17 protein-coding genes are annotated in these 19,291 nt (G+C 62.4%); 16 read left to right on the top strand and 1 reads right to left on the bottom strand.

Annotated elements, in window-relative coordinates:
* Positions 1-5: 5 nt before the first annotated feature.
* The 16 genes from fliR (at position 6) to AC3WLP_RS11615 (ending at position 16,398) form a co-directional block, all read left to right on the top strand.
* Positions 6-782 carry a flagellar biosynthetic protein FliR gene (fliR, locus tag AC3WLP_RS11540; protein WP_012051635.1) on the top strand — a complete coding sequence of 259 codons (777 nt, stop codon included), beginning with the start codon at positions 6-8 and terminating at the stop codon, positions 780-782.
* Positions 783-784: 2 nt separating this feature from the next.
* Positions 785-1,927, top strand: a complete 1,143-nt coding sequence (flhB, locus tag AC3WLP_RS11545; protein ID WP_088513376.1) for a flagellar biosynthesis protein FlhB — start codon at positions 785-787, stop codon at positions 1,925-1,927.
* A 224-nt stretch (positions 1,928-2,151) separates the two neighbouring features.
* Positions 2,152-4,281 carry a flagellar biosynthesis protein FlhA gene (gene flhA / locus AC3WLP_RS11550; RefSeq protein WP_088513375.1) on the top strand — a complete coding sequence of 710 codons (2,130 nt, stop codon included), beginning with the start codon at positions 2,152-2,154 and terminating at the stop codon, positions 4,279-4,281.
* Between the two features lie 11 nt (positions 4,282-4,292).
* Positions 4,293-5,600, top strand: coding sequence for a flagellar biosynthesis GTPase FlhF (flhF, locus tag AC3WLP_RS11555; RefSeq protein WP_003254409.1), 1,308 nt, complete (start codon positions 4,293-4,295; stop codon positions 5,598-5,600).
* A gap of 93 nt (positions 5,601-5,693) precedes the next feature.
* The gene (gene fleN / locus AC3WLP_RS11560; RefSeq protein WP_003254408.1) at positions 5,694-6,527 is read left to right on the top strand and encodes a flagellar synthesis regulator FleN; all 834 of its coding nucleotides are present in this window, start codon (positions 5,694-5,696) and stop codon (positions 6,525-6,527) included.
* Positions 6,524-7,264, top strand: a complete 741-nt coding sequence (gene fliA / locus AC3WLP_RS11565) for an RNA polymerase sigma factor FliA (RefSeq protein WP_088513374.1) — start codon at positions 6,524-6,526, stop codon at positions 7,262-7,264. Before fleN ends, fliA begins: the two co-directional genes overlap by 4 nt.
* A 107-nt stretch (positions 7,265-7,371) precedes the next feature.
* Positions 7,372-7,746, top strand: a complete 375-nt coding sequence (locus AC3WLP_RS11570) for a chemotaxis response regulator CheY (RefSeq protein ID WP_010955070.1) — start codon at positions 7,372-7,374, stop codon at positions 7,744-7,746.
* 21 nt (positions 7,747-7,767) lie between these two features.
* Positions 7,768-8,556: a protein phosphatase CheZ gene (locus AC3WLP_RS11575; protein ID WP_003254403.1), complete on the top strand. Its 789-nt coding sequence runs from the start codon at positions 7,768-7,770 to the stop codon at positions 8,554-8,556.
* 12 nt (positions 8,557-8,568) lie between these two features.
* On the top strand, positions 8,569-10,812 hold the full coding sequence (locus AC3WLP_RS11580; protein ID WP_012051646.1) for a chemotaxis protein CheA: 2,244 nt from the start codon (positions 8,569-8,571) through the stop codon (positions 10,810-10,812).
* A 46-nt stretch (positions 10,813-10,858) separates the two neighbouring features.
* Entirely contained in the window at positions 10,859-11,971 is a 1,113-nt protein-coding gene (locus tag AC3WLP_RS11585) for a protein-glutamate methylesterase/protein-glutamine glutaminase (protein WP_017148173.1), read from the top strand.
* Positions 11,971-12,711 (top strand): flagellar motor protein, encoded by a 741-nt coding sequence (locus tag AC3WLP_RS11590; protein WP_003254399.1) that lies wholly within the window; start codon positions 11,971-11,973, stop codon positions 12,709-12,711. Before AC3WLP_RS11585 ends, AC3WLP_RS11590 begins: the two co-directional genes overlap by 1 nt.
* A gap of 3 nt (positions 12,712-12,714) precedes the next feature.
* On the top strand, positions 12,715-13,572 hold the full coding sequence (gene motD, locus AC3WLP_RS11595) for a flagellar motor protein MotD (protein WP_014755793.1): 858 nt from the start codon (positions 12,715-12,717) through the stop codon (positions 13,570-13,572).
* 223 nt (positions 13,573-13,795) lie between these two features.
* The gene (locus tag AC3WLP_RS11600; protein ID WP_003254396.1) at positions 13,796-14,584 is read left to right on the top strand and encodes a ParA family protein; all 789 of its coding nucleotides are present in this window, start codon (positions 13,796-13,798) and stop codon (positions 14,582-14,584) included.
* On the top strand, positions 14,584-15,480 hold the full coding sequence (locus AC3WLP_RS11605) for a CheW domain-containing protein (RefSeq protein WP_088513373.1): 897 nt from the start codon (positions 14,584-14,586) through the stop codon (positions 15,478-15,480). The genes AC3WLP_RS11600 and AC3WLP_RS11605 overlap by 1 nt, the downstream gene beginning before the upstream one ends.
* A 41-nt stretch (positions 15,481-15,521) precedes the next feature.
* A complete protein-coding gene (locus AC3WLP_RS11610) occupies positions 15,522-16,001 on the top strand; it encodes a chemotaxis protein CheW (RefSeq protein WP_003254393.1) in 480 nt (159 codons plus the stop codon).
* A gap of 1 nt (position 16,002) precedes the next feature.
* Complete coding sequence (locus AC3WLP_RS11615; RefSeq protein WP_012051649.1) at positions 16,003-16,398, top strand: DUF2802 domain-containing protein; 396 nt, start codon at positions 16,003-16,005, stop codon at positions 16,396-16,398.
* A 107-nt stretch (positions 16,399-16,505) separates the two neighbouring features.
* Here AC3WLP_RS11615 and AC3WLP_RS11620 read toward each other — a convergent pair whose 3' ends face one another.
* The gene (locus tag AC3WLP_RS11620; protein WP_012051650.1) at positions 16,506-19,217 is read right to left on the bottom strand and encodes a dermonecrotic toxin domain-containing protein; all 2,712 of its coding nucleotides are present in this window, start codon (positions 19,215-19,217) and stop codon (positions 16,506-16,508) included.
* Positions 19,218-19,291 lie beyond the last annotated feature (74 nt).

The raw sequence follows: 19,291 nt of genomic DNA on the forward strand, positions 1-19,291 counted from the left end.
CGACAATGCTGGAACTGACCGATACGCAGATCGGCACCTGGGTCGCCACCTTCATCCTGCCGTTGTTCAGAGTAACGGCGGTGCTGATGACCATGCCGATTTTCGGTACCCGCATGTTGCCGGCGCGGGTGCGCCTCTACGTGGCAGTGGCGATTACTGTGGTGATCGTGCCTGCACTGCCACCGCTGCCTGAATTCGACCCGCTGAGCCTGCGCGGTTTGCTACTGTGCGCCGAGCAGATCATCGTTGGCGCGCTGTTTGGCCTGGCCTTGCAGTTGTTGTTCCAGGCTTTCGTGATTGCCGGGCAGATTGTTGCGGTGCAGATGGGCATGGCCTTCGCCTCGATGGTTGACCCCGCCAACGGGGTCAACGTCACGGTAATCAGCCAGTTCATGACCATGTTGGTGAGCGTGCTGTTCCTGTTGATGAACGGGCACCTGGTGGTGTTCGAGGTGCTGACCGAGAGCTTTACCACCTTGCCGGTGGGGAGTGCGCTGGTGGTCAATCACTTCTGGGAGCTGGCCGGACGCATGGGTTGGGTGTTCGGTGCTGGGCTTTTGTTGATCCTGCCGGTAATCGCTGCGCTGCTGGTTGTGAACATCGCCTTTGGCGTGATGACCCGTGCGGCACCGCAGTTGAATATCTTCTCGATCGGTTTCCCGTTGACCCTGGTCATGGGCATGGCCATTTTCTGGATCGGCCTGGCCGATATCCTCTCCCACTACCAGGCATTGGCCAGCGAAGCGCTGCAATGGTTGCGTGAATTGGCAAGGGCGCGCTGATCATGGCGGAAAGCGAGAGCGGTCAGGACAAGACAGAAGAGCCCACCGAGAAGCGCAAGCGCACTGCCCGCGAGAAGGGAGAGATCGCGCGCTCCAAAGAGTTGAACACCGTGGCGGTGACGTTGGCCGGCGCGGGTGGCTTGCTGGCGTTTGGTGGGCACCTGGCCGAGACCTTGCTTGCCATGATGCGCATGAATTTCAGCCTGACCCGCGACATCATCGTCGACGAGCGCGCCATGGGGGCCTTTCTTCTGGCTTCGGGCAAGATGGCCATCTGGGCGGTACAGCCGATACTGATCCTGTTGTTCGTGATCGCCTTTGTCGCACCCATCGCCCTGGGCGGTTTCCTGTTTTCCGGCAGCCTGTTGCAGCCGAAATTCAGCCGCATGAACCCGTTGTCGGGGATCAAGCGCATGTTCTCGATGAATGCCCTGACCGAGTTGTTGAAGGCGCTCGCCAAGTTTTTCGTGATTCTGGTAGTGGCGATAGTGGTGCTGGTCAACGACCGCCAGGCGTTGCTCTCCATTGCCAACGAGCCTTTGGATCAAGCGATCATACACAGTGTTCAGGTGGTTGGCTGGAGTGCGCTGTGGATGGCGGCAGGGTTGTTGCTGATTGCGGCGGCGGATGTACCATTCCAGCTGTGGCAGGCACACAGCAAGCTGAAGATGACCAAGCAGGAGGTGCGTGACGAGTACAAGGACTCCGAAGGCAAACCCGAGGTCAAACAGCGTATTCGCCAGCTGCAGCGCGAGGCTTCGCAGCGGCGCATGATGGCGGCGGTGCCTGATGCAGACGTGATCATCACCAACCCGACGCACTATGCGGTGGCCTTGCAATACGACCCGGAGAAGGGTGGGGTGGCGCCACTGTTGCTGGCCAAGGGGACCGACTTCATTGCCTTGAAGATCCGCGAGATTGGCGTGGAGCACAAGGTCCAGATTCTCGAGTCGCCAGCGCTGGCGCGGGCGATCTATTACTCCACCGAAATTGAGCAGGAAATCCCTGCTGGCCTGTACCTGGCGGTGGCCCAGGTGTTGGCATATGTGTTCCAGATTCGCCAATACCGATCCGGCAAAGGCAAGCGCCCAGAGCCGCTGAAAGACGACCTGCCGATCCCGCCGGACCTGCGCCGCGACAGTTGACCTTGTATCACGGCTTCTGGCCCTTTCGCGGGCGCGCCGGCTCCCATACGGTGGTGGACACCTGTCGGTGGTTGGGCGCAGGCCGTCGTGTAGGAGCGGGTTCACCCGCGAAAGGGCCGGTACCAGCCACATAAATCCCTCGCCGAGCAAAGTTGGAAAGCTTCTTGCAAAGCCACGCCCAGGCGCCCCCTGGGCGTCAAAGTTTTGCATCAAGAGGACTCGCGGTGGATCGCACTCAGTTAATCAGCAACGCCCGCAACAACCTGGCCGGGCTCGGCCGGGGCAACCTGGGGGTGCCGCTGTTGCTGCTGGTGATGTTGGCAATGATGATGTTGCCGATACCGCCGTTCCTGCTCGACGTGTTCTTCACCTTCAACATCGCCCTGTCGATCGTTGTGCTGCTGGTCTGTGTATACGCCCTGCGCCCCCTCGACTTCGCCGCGTTCCCGACCATCCTGCTGGTGGCCACGTTGTTGCGCCTGGCCCTGAACGTCGCGTCCACCCGTGTGGTCATGCTGCATGGCCAGGAGGGCCATGGCGCTGCCGGTAAAGTGATCCAGGCCTTCGGTGAGGTGGTGATCGGCGGTAACTACGTGGTCGGTGCCGTGGTGTTCGCCATCCTCATGATCATCAACTTCGTGGTGGTGACCAAGGGTGCCGGGCGTATCTCGGAAGTGAGTGCGCGTTTCACCCTCGACGCCATGCCCGGCAAGCAGATGGCCATCGACGCCGACCTCAATGCCGGCCTGATCGACCAGGCTCAGGCCAAGCACCGCCGTGCCGAGGTGGCGCAGGAGGCCGAGTTCTACGGTTCGATGGACGGTGCCAGCAAGTTCGTGCGCGGCGACGCCATCGCCGGCTTGCTGATCCTGTTCATCAACCTGATCGGTGGCATGCTCATCGGCATGCTGCAGCACAATATGTCGTTCAGCGAGGCCGGCAAGGTCTACGCCCTGCTGACCATTGGTGACGGTTTGGTGGCGCAATTGCCATCACTGCTGCTGTCCACCGCCGCCGCGATCATGGTCACCCGTGCTTCAGGCTCTGAAGACATGGGCAAGCTGATCAATCGGCAGATGTTCGATTCGCCCAAGGCGCTGGCGGTGTCGGCGGGGCTGATGATCGTCATGGGCCTGGTGCCGGGCATGCCGCACATTGCCTTCCTCAGCCTCGGCCTGATGGCGGCCGGCGGCGCCTACCTGGTGTGGAAGAAGCAGCAACAGGCCAAGGTCAAAGCCCAGCAAGAGGCGCAGCGTCAGCAGGACCTGCTGCCCTCGCCACAGCGTGCGCTGGAAACCAAGGAGCTGGGTTGGGACGACGTCACTCCCATCGACATGATCGGCCTGGAGGTCGGCTATCGGCTGATCCCGCTGGTCGATCGCAACCAGGGCGGCCAGTTGCTGGCGCGGATCAAGGGCGTGCGCAAGAAGCTGTCGCAGGACCTGGGCTTCCTGATGCCCACCGTGCACATTCGTGACAACCTCGACCTGCAACCCAGCGCCTATCGCCTGACCTTGATGGGGGTGATTCTGGCCGAGGCGGAGATCTACCCGGACCGCGAACTGGCGATCAACCCTGGGCAGGTGTTTGGCACCCTCAACGGTATTGCCGCGCGCGACCCTGCGTTTGGCCTGGAAGCGGTGTGGATCGACGTCGGCCAGCGCTCACAGGCGCAGTCGCTGGGTTACACCGTGGTCGATGCCAGCACCGTGGTGGCCACCCACCTCAACCAGATCCTGCAGAAACATTGCCACGAGCTGATCGGCCACGAAGAGGTTCAGCAACTGCTGCAGGTGCTTGCCAAGGCATCGCCTAAACTTGCAGAAGAGCTGGTGCCGGGTGTCATTTCCTTGTCGGGGCTGCTCAAGGTGCTGCAAGCCCTGTTGTCGGAACAGGTGCCAGTGCGCGATATTCGCAGTATTGCCGAGGCCATCGCGAACAACGCCGGCAAGAGTCAAGATACCGCCGCACTGGTGGCGGCGGTGCGCGTCGGATTGTGTCGCGCCATCGTGCAAAGCATTGTCGGCGTTGAGTCGGAGCTGCCAGTGATTACCCTGGAGCCAAGGTTGGAACAGATTTTGCTGAATAGTCTGCAAAGGGCCGGGCAAGGTCAGGAAGACGGTGTTCTTCTGGAACCTAGCATGGCCGAGAAGCTGCAACGTTCGCTGATCGAGGCGGCCCAGCGCCAGGAAATGCAGGGTCAGCCGGCCATCCTGCTGGTCGCCGGCCCGATCCGCGCCATGTTGTCGCGTTTCGGTCGCCTGGCTGTACCGAATTTGCATGTTCTGGCGTATCAGGAAATACCTGACAACAAGCAAGTCACCATCGTTGCCACCGTGGGCCCTAACGGCTGAGGTAGGGGATAATGCAAGTTAAGCGATTTTTCGCCGCCGATATGCGTCAGGCCATGAAACTGGTCCGTGACGAGCTGGGCGCCGATGCCGCAATCATTGGCAACCGCCGCATTGCCGGTGGTGTCGAGCTGACGGCCGCGCTGGACTACAAGCTGTCCGCCCTGGCCCCGCGTGTGCCCAACGCCGAGCTGGAAGAAGAGCTGCGCAAGACCCACACGCGCATTGCCACTGCCCAGGCCGAGCTGGACCAGCGTCAGGACAGCAGCGACAACAACCGCCAATTGTTCGCCGGGCAATCTTTGACCGCTGCCGAACCGTTGATCGAGCCGCACGTCGATGCCCCTGAGGCCGCTGCCGTACCGGCTGCTGCGCCGGTTGACCCGCGCCTGTTCGATGCCATGCGCTCGGAGCTGTCGGGCCTGCGCGAGCTGCTGGAAGTGCAACTCGGTTCGCTGGCCTGGAATCAGCTGCAGGGCAGCAAGCCGCAGCAGGCCAACCTTTGGCGCCGCCTGCAGCGCATCGGCCTGTCCGGGCCGATCGCCCGCGAGCTGCTGGACCTGACCGCCGAGATCGAGGAACCGCGCCAGGCTTGGCGCATGCTGCTGGCTCACTTGGCGCGGATGATCGAAGTACCTGAAATCGAGCCGATCGAAGAGGGCGGGGTGATCGCCATGGTCGGCCCGGCGGGTATGGGCAAGACCACCACCCTGGCCAAGCTGGCCGCGCGCTACGTGCTCAAGTACGGCGCGCAGAACCTGGCGCTGGTGAGCATGGACAGCTTCCGTATCGGCGCCCAGGAGCAGCTCAAGACCCTGGGCCGCATCCTCAACGTGCCGGTGACTTACGTCGACCCGGGCCAGTCGCTGGCAGCAGCGCTGGAGCCACTGCTGCGCAAGCGCGTGGTGCTGATCGATACTGCCGGCCTGCAAGCCAGCGACCCTGCGCTGCGCATGCAGCTGGAAACCTTGGCCGGGCGTGGCATTGCCGCGAAGAACTACCTGGTGCTGGCCACCACCAGCCAGAAGCAGGTGCTGACCGCCGCCTACCACAGCTACAAGCGCTGTGGCCTGGCCGGCTGCATCCTGACCAAACTCGATGAAACGGCAAGCCTTGGCGATGTGTTGAGCCTTGCCATCAGTCATGAACTGCCAGTGGCCTATCTTACCGATGGCCCACGCATTCCTGACGACCTGCACCTGCCAAGGGGCCACCAGTTGGTCACGCGGGCGGTGAATGTGCAGCAGCAGGACGAGCCCAGCGAAGAGGCCATGGCCGACATGTTCGCTGATCTCTATCACAACCCACGGCGAGCGGGTTGACCATGAAGCGTGTGCAAAGTCGCTATGCCAAGGGGCACGCAGAATTGCCCTACGTGTGGCCTGAGTCCCAGCGAGACAAGGTAAAGAACAGACATGGGTAGCATGCATCCCGTACAGGTGATCGCCGTGACCGGTGGCAAAGGTGGCGTCGGCAAGACTAACGTTTCAGTGAACTTGTCCCTGGCGCTGGCCGAGCTTGGCCGCAGGGTCATGCTGCTGGACGCCGACCTGGGCCTGGCCAATGTCGACGTGTTGCTGGGCCTTACCCCCAAACGTACCCTCGCCGATGTGATTGAAGGGCGTTGCGAGCTGCGTGACGTGATGCTGCAGGGCCCCGGCGGTGTGCGCATCGTACCGGCAGCCTCGGGTACCCAGAGCATGGTGCATCTGGCCCCGGCCCAGCATGCCGGGCTGATCCAGGCGTTCAGCGAAATCGGCGACAACCTCGATGTGTTGGTGATCGATACCGCTGCGGGTATCGGTGACTCGGTGGTCAGCTTCGTTCGCGCCGCCCAGGAAGTGCTGCTGGTGGTGTGTGATGAACCTACCTCGATTACCGACGCCTACGCGTTGATCAAGCTGCTCAATCGCGACTATGGCATGAACCGTTTCCGTGTGTTGGCCAACATGGCGCAGAGCCCGCAGGAAGGGCGCAACCTGTTTGCCAAGCTGACCAAGGTCACCGACCGCTTCCTTGACGTTGCCCTGCAGTACGTGGGTGCCGTGCCGTACGACGAGTGCGTGCGCAAGGCGGTGCAGAAGCAGCGTGCCGTCTACGAAGCCTTCCCTCGCTCCAAGTGCGCGCTGGCCTTCAAGGCGATTGCCCAGAAGGTCGACAGCTGGCCGCTGCCGGCCAATCCGCGCGGCCATCTGGAGTTCTTTGTCGAGCGCTTGGTGCAACCCACCAGCGCGGGACCCGTACTATGAACGCCAGTGGCTTCAAGATGTACAGCCGGGCGGCGAAGGACGCCCAGTACGAGCTGATCGAACGCTACGCCCCGCTGGTCAAGCGCATCGCGTACCACCTGTTGGCGCGGTTGCCGGCCAATGTGCAAGTCGAGGACCTGATCCAGGCCGGCATGATCGGCCTGCTGGAAGTGGCCAACAAATACGACGCCAGCAAGGGCGCCAGCTTTGAGACCTACGCCGGCATCCGCATCCGCGGGGCCATGCTGGACGAAGTGCGCAAAGGCGATTGGGCACCGCGTTCGGTACACCGCAACACCCGTATGGTCAGTGATGCCATGCGTGCAGTTGAGGCCAGAACAGGCCGTGACGCTAAAGATCATGAAGTTGCTGCCGAACTCCAATTGAGTCTCGATGATTACTACGGGATCTTGAACGATACCCTGGGCAGCCGCCTGTTCAGCTTTGACGACCTGTTGCAGGACGGCGAGCACGAAGGGCTGCATGAGGATGGCGCCAGTGGCCAGGTCGAACCTGCGCGCGGCCTGGAGGAGGAGCGCTTCCAGGCTGCCCTGACCGAGGCTATCGCCAACCTGCCGGAGCGTGAGCGCCTGGTGCTGGCGCTGTACTACGACGAAGAGCTGAACCTCAAGGAAATCGGTGAGGTGCTGGGTGTCAGCGAGTCGCGGGTCAGCCAGTTGCACAGCCAATGTGCCGCGCGCCTGCGCAGCCGCCTGGGGGAATGGCGGGTGCGTTGAGCCCACTGTCGTTGCAGTCGTTTTCCACGTTGTACCGAATTGAATGAGTGCGTGCTCGGTAGGCCGAGCGCGTTTGAGACTGCTTGGAGGTCTAATTGGACAAGAACATGAAAATCCTCATCGTTGACGACTTTTCGACGATGCGGCGGATCATCAAGAACCTGTTGCGTGACCTGGGTTTCACCAACACCGACGAAGCCGATGACGGCACCACGGCGTTGCCGATGCTGGAAAACGGTCACTACGACTTCCTGGTGACCGACTGGAACATGCCGGGCATGTCCGGCATCGACCTGCTGCGTAAAGTGCGTGCCAGCGACAAGCTGAAAAGCATGCCGGTCTTGATGGTGACCGCTGAAGCCAAGCGCGACCAGATCATTGAAGCGGCACAGGCCGGCGTCAATGGTTACGTGGTCAAACCGTTCACCGCTCAGGTGCTCAAAGAGAAGATCGAGAAGATCTTCGAACGCGTCAACGGCTGAGTCACGTCAGGGGGGCGCGTCATGGATTCATCACAAACGTCTTTGGGCGAGTTCGAGTCGACCCTGAAGAAGCATGCCCAGGAGTTGGTCGAAAGCCTGGAGCGGGGCCGTTTCGGCGAGGCGGTGCAGTTGATTCACGAACTGAACCAGACCCGCGACCGCGGCCTGTACCAGGAAGTCGGCAAGCTGACTCGCGAGCTGCACAGTGCCATCGTCAGTTTCCAGATCGACCCCACCATGCCGCAGGCAGAAGAGGTGTCGCAAATTACCGACGCCACCGAGCGCCTGTCGTATGTGGTCAAGCTGACCGAGGGCGCGGCCAACCGCACCATGGACCTGGTCGAGGAAAGCACACCGGTGCTCAATGAGCTGGCCAGCGAGGCCAAGGCCCTGAGCACCGACTGGCAGCGCTTTATGCGCCGCGAAGTGGCTGCGCCGGAATTCCGTGATCTGGTCAAGCGCGTCGACAGTTTCCTGACGCACAGCGCCGAGGGTAACCGCAAGGTTTCCGGGCACCTCAATGACATTTTGCTGGCCCAGGACTATCAGGACCTGACCGGCCAGGTGATCAAGCGCGTCACCGCACTGGTGACCGAGGTGGAAAGCAACCTGCTCAAGCTGGTGCTGATGGCCAGCCAGGTCGACCGCTTTGCCGGTATAAAACATGACCACGATCAATTGCGTGCAGAAAAAGATCGAGAAAAACATCCGACTCGGGGTGAAGGTCCGCAGATTCATGCCGATAAGCGTGAAGACGTCGTGTCCGGTCAGGACGATGTCGATGATCTGCTGTCCAGCCTTGGTTTTTAAGGAGCACGTTTGATGAGCTTCGGCGCCGATGAAGAAATCCTCCAGGATTTCCTGGTAGAAGCCGGCGAAATACTTGAGCAATTGTCCGAGCAACTGGTCGAGCTGGAAAGCCGACCTGACGATGCCGACCTGCTCAATGCGATCTTTCGCGGTTTCCACACTGTAAAAGGGGGCGCCGGCTTCCTCCAGCTGAACGAGCTGGTGGAGTGCTGCCATATCGCCGAGAACGTGTTCGACGTCCTGCGCAAAGGTGAGCGCCGGGTCGATGCGGAACTGATGGATGTGGTGCTCGAGGCACTGGATACGGTCAACAGCATGTTTGGCCAGGTGCGCGAGCGTGCCGAAGTGACACCGGCCACCCCTGCACTGCTGGCAGCGTTGTCGCGCCTGGCCGAACCTGGCGCAGCCGAAACTGTTGCAGCGCCTGCACCGGCACCGGTTGCCGACGTGTCGGTTGCCGCGCCGGCCGAGGCCGAGGAGCAACACCAGGACATCACTGACAGCGAATTCGAGCAGTTGCTCGATTCGCTCGATGCGGTCAAGGCGCAAGCGGCGGCCGACGAGCAGATGCAGGGCGAGACTGTCAGCGGTGCGGGTGATGAAATCACCGACGCCGAGTTCGAATCACTGCTCGACCAGTTGCACGGCAAGGGCCAGTTCAATGCCGAGGTTGCCGCGCCGCCGGTGGCCGTCAGCAGCGAAGCGGTCAGTGATGAGATCACCGACGCCGAATTCGAATCGCTGCTCGACCAGCTGCATGGCAAGGGCACCTTCCAGGCTGGCGCCTTGCCAGCCGCCCAGGCACCAGCGCCTGCCGCACCCGACAACAGTGCCGCCAGCGATGAAATCAGCGAGCACGAGTTCGAAGCCCTGCTGGACCAGTTGCACGGCAAGGGCAAGTTCGGTGGCGATGTTGCCGCTGTAGAGGCCCCGGCTGCTGTCCAGGCGCAAGCGCCGGCTGCCGCCAAGGCCGAAAGCCCGCCGGTGGCCAAGCCCGCTGCCGCGCCAGCGCCTTCGCCGGCCAGCAAACCTGCCGCGGCGCCTCGCGCGCCGGCCCCGGCCGCCGAAAAGCATGCCGCCAGCGAAGCGGAAACCACGGTACGCGTCGATACCGCGCGCCTGGACGAGATCATGAACATGGTCGGCGAACTGGTGCTGGTGCGTAACCGCCTGGTGCGCCTGGGCCTGAACAGCGGCGACGAGGCCATGTCCAAGGCCGTGTCCAACCTTGACGTGGTCACCGCCGACCTGCAGACCGCGGTGATGAAAACCCGTATGCAGCCGATCAAGAAAGTCTTCGGCCGCTTCCCGCGCCTGGTCCGCGACCTGGCGCGCCAGTTGAAGAAAGAGATCAATCTGGAGCTGGTCGGCGAAGAGACCGACCTTGACAAGAACCTCGTAGAAGCCTTGGCCGACCCGCTGGTGCACTTGGTGCGCAATGCGGTCGACCACGGTATCGAGATGCCCGAGGAGCGTGAAACGTCTGGCAAGGCACGTACCGGCCGCGTAGTGCTGTCGGCCGAACAGGAAGGCGACCACATCCTGCTGTCGATCTCGGACGACGGCAAGGGCATGGACCCGAACATCCTGCGCGCCAAGGCCGTGGAAAAGGGCCTGATGGACAAGGACGCCGCCGAGCGCCTGAGCGAGTCGGACTGCTACAACCTGATCTTCGCCCCTGGCTTCTCGACCAAGACCGAGATTTCCGATGTGTCCGGGCGTGGCGTGGGCATGGACGTGGTGAAAACCAAGATCTCCCAGCTCAACGGCTCGATCAACATTTTCTCGGCCAAGGGCCAAGGCTCCAAAATCGTCATCAAGGTGCCGCTGACCCTGGCGATCATGCCCACCCTGATGGTGATGTTGGGCAACCAGGCGTTCGCCTTCCCGCTGGTCAACGTCAACGAGATCTTCCACCTCGACCTGTCGCGCACCAACGTGGTGGACGGCCAGGAAGTGGTGATCGTGCGCGACAAGGCGCTGCCGCTGTTCTACCTCAAGCGCTGGCTGGTCCAGGGCCAGGTGCACGAAGAGCAGCACGAGGGCCACGTGGTCATTCTGTCGGTCGGCACCCAGCGCATCGGTTTTGTCGTTGACCAACTGGTGGGCCAGGAAGAAGTGGTCATCAAGCCGCTGGGCAAGATGCTGCAAGGCACCCCGGGCATGTCCGGGGCCACCATTACCGGCGACGGTCGCATCGCGTTGATTCTCGACGTCCCGAGCATGCTCAAGCGTTACGCCGCGCGGCGTATTTGATTTCGGTGGCGCGCCCTGGCGGGTTGCGCCGCCTAATGGAGTGTTTATGGCAGTCAAGGTCCTGGTGGTGGATGATTCTGGTTTCTTCCGCCGCCGTGTCTCGGAAATCCTCTCGGCGGATCCAACGATCCAGGTAGTGGGTACCGCGACCAACGGCAAGGAAGCAATCGACCAGGCGCTGGCGCTCAAGCCCGATGTGATCACCATGGACTACGAAATGCCCATGATGGATGGCATTACCGCCGTGCGGCACATCATGCAGCGCTGCCCGACGCCCGTATTGATGTTCTCGTCGCTGACCCATGAAGGCGCCCGCGTCACCCTTGACGCGCTGGATGCCGGCGCAGTGGACTACCTGCCGAAAAACTTCGAGGACATCTCGCGCAACCCTGACAAGGTCAAGCAGTTGCTGTGCGAGAAGGTGCACACCATTTCGCGCAGCAACCGCAGGATCGGCAGCTATGCCAGAACGGCGCCGGTCGCCACTCCAGCGCCGGCCAGCACCTTCGCCAGCCAGGCGCAGACGCGCCCGGCAGCGCCTGCCCGTGCAGCGGCCCCGACACCGGCGGCCTCGCAGTCGCCGGCACCCAAGCGCAAACCCTACAAACTGGTGGCCATCGGTACCTCCACGGGGGGGCCGGTGGCGCTGCAGCGGGTACTGACCCAGCTGCCGGCCAATTTCCCGGCGCCGATCGTGTTGATCCAGCACATGCCGGCGGCGTTCACCAAAGCGTTTGCCGAACGCCTGGACAAGCTGTGCCGCATCAGCGTCAAGGAAGCCGAAGACGGCGACATGCTGCGCCCGGGCCTGGCCCTGCTGGCCCCCGGTGGCAAGCAGATGATGATCGATGGCCGTGGCACGGTGAAGATCCTGCCCGGCGACGAGCGCCTGAACTACAAACCGTGCGTGGACATCACCTTCGGGTCGGCGGCCAAGTCGTACGGCGACAAGGTGTTGTCGGTGGTGCTCACCGGCATGGGCGCCGATGGCCGCGAGGGCGCGCGCCTGCTCAAGCAGGGGGGCAGCACGGTGTGGGCCCAGGATGAAGCCAGCTGCGTGATTTATGGCATGCCCATGGCCATCGTCAAGGCCAACCTGGCGGATGCCGTGTACAGCCTTGACGAAATCGGCAAGCACCTGGTGGAGGCGTGCATCTGATGGACGTCCTTAGCCTGATCGGTCTGATCCTGGCTTTCGTTGCCATCGTCGGTGGCAACTTCCTTGAAGGCGGTCATGTCGGTGCTCTGGTCAATGGCCCGGCGGCTCTGATCGTGCTGGGAGGCACCCTGGCGGCGGCGTTGTTGCAGTCGCCGCTGTCGTCGTTCAAGCGTGCCTTGCAGATTTTGCGTTGGATCCTGTTTCCACCGCGGGTCGATCTGGCGGGCGGCATCGACCGAGTGGTGAACTGGAGCCTGACCGCTCGCAAAGAAGGCCTGCTGGGCCTGGAAGGGGTAGCGGACAGCGAGCCCGACCCCTATGCGCGCAAGGGCCTGCAACTGCTGGTGGATGGCGCCGAGCCGGAAGCAATCCGCAGCATCCTTGAGGTCGACTTCCTTACCCAGGAAGGCCGTGACATCCAGGCAGCCAAGGTATTCGAAAGCATGGGCGGCTATGCGCCGACCATCGGCATCATCGGGGCGGTCATGGGCCTTATCCATGTGATGGGCAATCTGGCCGACCCGTCGCAACTGGGCAATGGCATTGCCGTGGCCTTTGTCGCCACCATTTACGGTGTGGCCAGTGCCAACCTTGTGCTATTGCCGGTCGCCAGCAAGCTCAAGGCCATCGTCATGCGCCAGTCGCGCTACCGTGAAATGCTGCTCGAAGGCCTGCTGTCGATTGCCGAAGGTGAAAACCCGCGCTCGATCGAGCTGAAGCTGCAAGGCTTCATGGAGTAACCCATGCGTCGCCGTCGTCATACCGAGGAACACGAAAACCACGAGCGCTGGCTGGTGTCGTACGCCGACTTCATCACGTTGCTGTTCGCCTTCTTCGTGGTGATGTATTCCATTTCCTCGATCAACGAGGGTAAGTACAAGGTTATTTCCCAGGCCTTGCTTGGGGTATTCAACGACCCCGAGCGCAGCATGAAGCCGATCCCGATTGGCGATGAGCAGCCGCTGAGCGTGCGCCCGGCCGAACCGCTGGTCAAAGACAGCGAGCAGACCGAAGCGGGCCTGGCGGCGACCAATGTCGACCCGTTGAAAACCATCAGCGATGACGTGCGCGATGCCTTCGGCGACCTGATCAACAGCGACCAGATGACCGTGCGCGGCAACGAGCTGTGGATCGAGATCGAGCTCAACTCGTCGCTGCTGTTTGGCAGTGGTGACGCGATGCCCAGTGACAAGGCGTTTGCGATCATCGAGAAGGTGGCCAACATCCTCAAGCCGTTCGCCAACCCGGTGCACGTCGAAGGCTTCACCGACAACCTGCCGATCCGCACCGCTCAGTACCCCACCAACTGGGAGTTGTCCTCGGCGCGCGCGGCCAGCATCGTGCGCCTGCTGGCCATGGAGGGCGTCAACCCGGCACGCATGGCTTCGGTGGGCTACGGCGAGTACCAGCCGGTGGCCAGCAACGATACCGCCGAAGGGCGCGCACGCAACCGCCGGGTGGTGCTGGTGATTTCCCGTAATCTGGAAGTGCGCCGCAGCCTGACAGGCTCGGGCAGCGCCAATGCCACACCGGATGCCGCATTGCGCCGGGCTGGCACACAAAGTGCACCGGCAATACAAGCAACGGTAGCGAGGCCGTGATACGTCAATTCCCCGTCGCTGATACGAACACGATTTTGAATGTGCCGCCGCCCCCTGTGGGAGCGGGCATGCCCGCGAAGCCAGCGACTCGGTGAATGGCACCGGCTACGCCGGTGTTCGCGGGCTTGCCCGCTCCCCCAGAGGAGAGTGCGAGCTTTGAAGTTTTGCGCATGACGGTTGTTTCTACAGTGTCCCTGCCAAATCAATAGATAGAGTTTGCTTGATGAGAGTCTGGGCAGTAGCCAATCAAAAAGGTGGTGTCGGCAAGACCACCACTACCATTGCCCTGGCCGGCCTGCTGGCCGAGGCCGGCAAGCGCGTGGTCGTCGTCGACCTCGACCCGCACGGCTCGATGACCAGCTACTTCGGGCACAACCCGGATGCCCTGGAACACAGCTGCTACGACCTGTTCCTGCACAAGGGCACGGTGCCCGAAGGCTTGCCCGGGCAACTGCTGCTGCCCACCAGCGATGAGCGCATTTCGCTGCTGCCGTCGAGTACCGCCCTGGCGGTGCTGGAGCGCCAGTCGCCAGGGCAGAATGGCCTGGGCCTGGTAATCGCCAAGAGTCTGGCGCAGCTGTGGCAGGATTTCGACTATGCCCTGATCGACAGCCCACCCTTGCTGGGGGTGCTGATGGTCAATGCCCTGGCCGCCAGCCAGCAGCTTGTGATCCCGGTACAAACCGAGTTCCTCGCCGTGAAGGGCCTGGAGCGCATGGTCGGCACCTTGGCCATGGTCAACCGTTCGCGCAAGCAGGCGCTGCCGTACCAGATCGTACCGACCCTGTTCGACCGTCGTACCCAGGCGTCGCTTGGCACCCTCAAGTTGCTGCGTGACACCTACGGGCAGCATGTGTGGCAGGGCTACATCCCGGTGGATACGCGCCTGCGTGATGCCAGTCGCAAGGGCGTCACGCCTTCGCAGTTCGACAGCAAGAGCCGTGGGTTGATCGCCTACCGGGCGCTGCTCAAGCACCTGCTCACCTACAAGACCGCAGTGCAGGTGGCCTGATGACTCAAACCCGGCAAACCAGCACCCGGCCCCAGATGGCCCTGCAATCGTACCTGGACGGCCTGCTGCAGGAGGCCACCGAGGCCGAAGACCTGAGCGAGCAGCCGGCAGTGGCGGATGAGTTCGCCGAGGCGATGCGCGAGGAGCAGGCACGCGATGCCCGTCAGCCAGCCCGGCCTGAGCCCGCCGAAGCCGCCGCCGCCAGCTTTGCCCCGCGGCCGTTCGCCGAACCCCGTCTGGCGGTACTGCCCAGCGTGATGCCGGTGGAAGCCCCGGTGGTGACGGTGGTCGATCAGGAGGTCGTGGCCGAAGCCAGCATCCCGGTACTGGTCGAAGAACAAACCGTGGAACCGGCTGTGCCGCTGGTCGATGTGCATCTGCCGGCACCCAACCTGCCCGTACCCCCGGCCACTGTCGACGGTCGTCCGGTGTGGGCGGCCGAGCCGTTCGAATGCCTGCTGTTCGACGTTGCCGGCCTGACCCTGGCGGTGCCGTTGGTGTGCCTGGGCTCGATCTACACCCTGGCTGGCCAGGAGCTGACGCCACTGTTCGGCCAGCCCGACTGGTTCCTCGGCATCCTGACCTGCCAGGCCGGCAACCTGAAGGTGCTGGACACTGCGCGTTGGGTAATGCCCGACCGCTACCGCGATGATTTTCGCCAGGGCCTGCAATACGTGATTTCGGTACAGGGCTACGAATGGGGGCTGGCGGTGCATCAGGTCAGCCGCTCGCTGCGCCTGGACCCGTCGGAGATCAAGTGGCGCAGCCAGCGTGGCCAGCGCCCCTGGCTGGCCGGCACCGTAATCGAACACATGTGCGCACTGCTCGACGTCGCCGCACTGGCCGAGCTGATCGCCAGCGGTGCGGTCAAGCAGATGCACGCCAAACAGAAATGACACAGAACATACCGCCAACGGCGGATTTTGAGGGTAGGGGAATGAAAAAGTCGTCTGCACAAGGTTCCGAAGATCCGATCCTGCAGTGGGTTACCTTCCGTCTGGACAACGAGTCCTACGGCATCAATGTGATGCAGGTGCAGGAAGTCCTGCGCTACACCGAGATTGCCCCGGTGCCGGGTGCGCCGAGCTACGTGCTGGGCATCATCAACTTGCGCGGTAACGTGGTGACGGTGATCGACACGCGTCAGCGTTTTGGCCTGATGCCTACCGAAGTGACCGACAACACCCGTATCGTCATCATCGAAGCCGACAAGCAAGTGGTCGGCATTCTGGTCGACAGCGTGGCCGAAGTGGTTTACTTGCGCCAGTCCGAAATCGAGACTGCGCCGAACGTGGGTAACGAAGAGTCGGCCAAGTTCATTCAGGGCGTGTGCAACAAGAATGGCGAACTGCTGATCCTGGTCGAACTGGACAAGATGATGACCGAGGAAGAGTGGTCCGAGCTGGAGAACATCTGAGTTGATCCTAGAGGTTGCTGTCATCTTCCTGGCGCTGGCCTGGGCGCTGAGCCTGTGGTTTTTCCTCAACTACAGCAAGCGCCAGCGCGAGCTGGCTGCGCAGCAGGCCGAGGGCGATGCGCTGCGTGACCAGCGCATCAAGGACTTGGCCAAGCGTCTGGATGACTACCAGAACGGCACGGTGCGCATGGGGGAGGCCATCCATGAGCTGCGTGCGACGGTGGCTACCCTGCCAGACCGGCTGGAGCGCCTGGAGCAGCGCGACCCCAGCAACGTTACCTTTAGCCAGGCGGCCAAGCTGGTGGGGATGGGGGCGAGTATCGATGAGTTGACCCAGAGCTGCGGCCTGACCCAGGCCGAGGCGGAGTTGATGAGCAAGGTGTATCGGGCTCCTTGACGGGGGTACCCTCGGCAGCAGGTGCGTCGCCTGGGAAATCGAGCGCCGCCCATGCGTCGCTCGATTTGAAAGGTGTCGCCAGGCCCGTTCAGTAACCGCTGTTCATTTCAGTTGCGAACCCAGGAGTGATTGCCGCCCACGCCGGCGAACCGGTTCAGGGGCAGCAGTTGCTTCAGGGCTGTATTGGCTTGCGAAGGGTTGATGAATGGATAGGTGTTGACACGTGGCATGGTGTGCAGGTTGATGATCTGGCGCAGGGTCCGCAACCCGGGTAGATGGCGATCGACCACTTCAGTGAGCAGCGCCGGCCCGGTGAGATAGCTGAGCGTGTTGGCATAGCGATAGAAACCGCTCGGGTCCTGTTCCAGGCTCGGTCGGCTTTCGTAGAAGTCTGCATGGGTCTGGAAACGTGCGAGCATTTCATCGGAGATCGCATCCAGCAGTGGGTTGCCTGGGTGGCTACCAATGAGGCTGGTGTTGTACAGGCAATTCATGCTCATCTTCTCGTTGGACATCGGCGGTGGCAGCAGCAGCCCATCGGGTGGGGTGCGCAGCTCGACCTGATCGATCGTTTCGCCCTTGCCGTCCGGCAGCAGGAAGTCGTCCACGTCCATGTACAGCCCACCCTCATGGTGCAGCATCCGGTAGCGCAGCACATCGGTCGCAGACGCGTAATTGGTGGCGATGCCACCGTTGCCATCCAGCGCTGCCTCGTACTGCGGGTAATAGCGGCTCTGGCGGAAGGCCCGGAAGAAGCCTTGCTCTTCAAGCGGCAATACCTGCAGCCCTGGCGCCCGGGCTGCCAATAGCCTTGCGTTCTGTTCGTAGGCGGTAGGCGAAGCCTTCGACAGAAACAGGCGCATGCTGTATTCACTGTCGCTCAGGCGCGCGGCGTTGGCGGCAAGGTTGGCCAGCAATGGCTCGCTTATGACTTTGTCGCCGACCCAGAGGCTGGAGATAAGTTTGGGGATGGGGGCGCTGTCCGGGGCCGGTGTCGGAATGGTGACTGGCAGTGGCAGGTCGACACCCAGCGCGCGCAAGGTGCGGGTGCGCATGGCGTCGGTGACTGGGCGCTGCCTGTCGAGCGCCACAAGGTCACGGCTGCCAGGCACTGCGATGTAGGCTTGCGGCTCGACCTCGTTGACGGTTTCCTTGATGATGAATGCGTCGTGCTCCAGGTCATAGACCACGCGTGCATTGTAGGTTTCGATGCTGCATTCCAGGTCGTCCAGTTCGCCATCGTAGTGTGGCAAGCGTATCACCGCGCCGGCAACAGCCGGGTCGCCTTCGTCAAGCGGTGTAATCGGCTCGTGGTGGTGGAAGTACTCTGCGCCTTCTGGCTCGGGAAGCCGTGGTGGACTGGTCGGGCTTAGCGGATAGCCGAGCTGCCCGTTGACCTCGCGCGGCATGACAAAACCATCGCTTTTGAACTCGAACAGGGCCTTGATGCCTGCTGTGCCCTCCGTTGCCAGCGGTACGGCGTTGAACAGCCCCCAGGCGATGTCGCCCACCCCGTCCTGTTTGGCTTTCAGGCTGTGGCCGTTGATCACCTGATCCAGGCCCAGGCCCAACTGGGCAATGCCACCGAGCGCCAGCAGTGGCGCCAGCCCCGGCACCACCAGGCACAGTGGCGCTAGCAGGTTGAGCGTATTGGTGAGGTAGCCTCGCCATTTGGCTTTGGTAACCTGGCTATCGGTGGTGATGACAAAATCGGCATCGTCGTAGCTGCGCTGGCGCTGGCGCTCGGTCAGGGCTGCGAACATATCCCCGGTCAGTTTGGGGTTGTACTTGCCAGGTTTGTAGTTCACGTAGGTTCTGGGGGGCCAGACGCCATCATCGTTGAAATAACCATGTTCAGGTGGCAACCGGTGCCGGTCCGGATAGTCGCCAAGGCCCTCGAGCGCGGTGTCCAGGCCGCTGAAATCGAGGCCCTGAGGGCGGTCGGCGAGCCTGAAGTGTTGTTTGAGTGCCTCGCGTCGGGCGGGGTCCTTGCACTGATCGCCCACCCAGTCCTTGAGCAGGTTCTCGCTGGCGAATTCGAGCAAGGGCGAGCTGTTACCTGGCATGTACAGCAGGGTCAGATCGCTGTGGGGGGCATTGATGTACAGCAGGTCGGTGGCCGCATAGCCATAGATGCTCAGCGTGCTCACCCGTATCTTGAAGCGCTGCGGCATCATGCCGGCGGCTTGCCATGCCAGCTCCCTGGCGGCATCACTCAGGCGCCCCTGGCTGACCTGGGCGTTGCAGGCGGCGATGAAATTGAGCTTGCTGGCCAGGCGGTGAGTGTCCTGATGCTCCTGCCAGTAAGCGTCGAGCATGGCTTTGAACGGCTGGTGAAAGTCCAGCGCTTCGATGAACCGCTGGAAGGCTTCAGCCGGAACCTGAATGTGGGTCGAGGCATCGTAACGGGCGGGGGACGATCGCTGGAACAGGCCGTTATACACCTCGAAGGCGGCGCCCTGATGGCCAAAGCCCAGCGCTGGCAGGCGATCGACCAGCTTCAACGGCCCTTGGGGGAAGGTGCCTGCCCAAGGGTTGGCGAACAGCGCGCCGATGAGGTTGTTATCGGACTCCCCTTGCCAGTTGCCCAGCAGCGCCTGGGTCATGCTCTGGGTCTGCTGGATCTCTGCCACATACCCTTGGTCATCCGGCCGGTAGTGCAGGGTGACCACATCGACGCGATCGGGGTCGATATGCACACCTTGCCCGGCAAGCCACTGCCGGATCAAGCGATTGGCTTCGCGGTCCGGGCGTGGGATGTTGGCCAGATGGTCTACTACGAACTGCACGCCTTTGGCGTTGATTCTGCTGTCGATCATGACGGTCACCTTGTACGTGGGAGGCCGACAAGGTTGAGCGCATGGTGGGGGAGGGGGTGGTAGATAGTTACTTG

The sequence above is a fragment of the Pseudomonas sp. FW305-E2 genome (assembly GCF_058782925.1).